The organism is Streptomyces sp. URMC 124 (assembly GCF_051386455.1).
Classification (GTDB): Bacteria; Actinomycetota; Actinomycetes; order Streptomycetales; family Streptomycetaceae; genus Streptomyces.
Genome location: NZ_JBPQTS010000347.1, coordinates 1 through 675 on the forward strand (window position 1 = coordinate 1; position 675 = coordinate 675).

Genomic DNA, 675 nt, shown 5'->3' on the forward strand with positions numbered 1-675 from the left:
GTCTCCGGGCGCGCAGTAGAAGACCCAGTTGGCACCGGTGCCCGAGCCGCCGGGGCCGGGGATGCGGTAGACGATCATGTGGCCGCCCGGGAACGCGACGGTGGCGGCCTCGTCGCGCGCCCACGCGCCGGCCGGGCCGGGCAGGTCCGCCTCGGGGAGCACGCCGCGCCAGGCCACGTATCCGGCGTAACGGGGCACGGTCGCGGCCCGGGTGGCGGCGCGGACGACCGAGCGGTAGCCGTCGGCGCCGACCACGAGGTCGAAGCGCTCCTCCCGGCCGCCGGCGAGCCGCAGCACGGCGCCGTCCGGGCCGGGCAGCACCCGCTCGACGACGGCGCCGGACTCGTAGGCGACCGAGGACGGGACGCGCGCCCGCAGCTCGCTCCACAGAGACCCCCAGTTGTACGAACGGAACCCGAACGGCAGCACACCCAACCGCCGCCCGGCCCGGCTCCCGCTCCCGGTGTCCCGGACGATCCAGGGGCGCGAGGTCAGCCGCACCCACGGAATGGCCGGGTCCAGATGCCCGGCCGCCGCCAGCTCGGCGTACCGCCGTTCGTGGACGGCCAGGCCGACGCCCCGGTCCTGCAGCCCGCCGGCCGCCCGCTCGTAGACCACGACCTCGCCCGCGCCCGCCCGGGTCGCGGCGAGCGCCGCCGCGCACCCCGCGATCGA

General features: G+C 78.2%; 1 protein-coding gene. It reads right to left on the reverse strand.

Annotation, left to right across the window (positions count from 1 at the left end; genetic code table 11):
* On the reverse strand, window positions 1-675 hold a 675-nt coding region (locus ACSNOG_RS32870; RefSeq protein WP_436756352.1), incomplete at both ends, for an FAD binding domain-containing protein.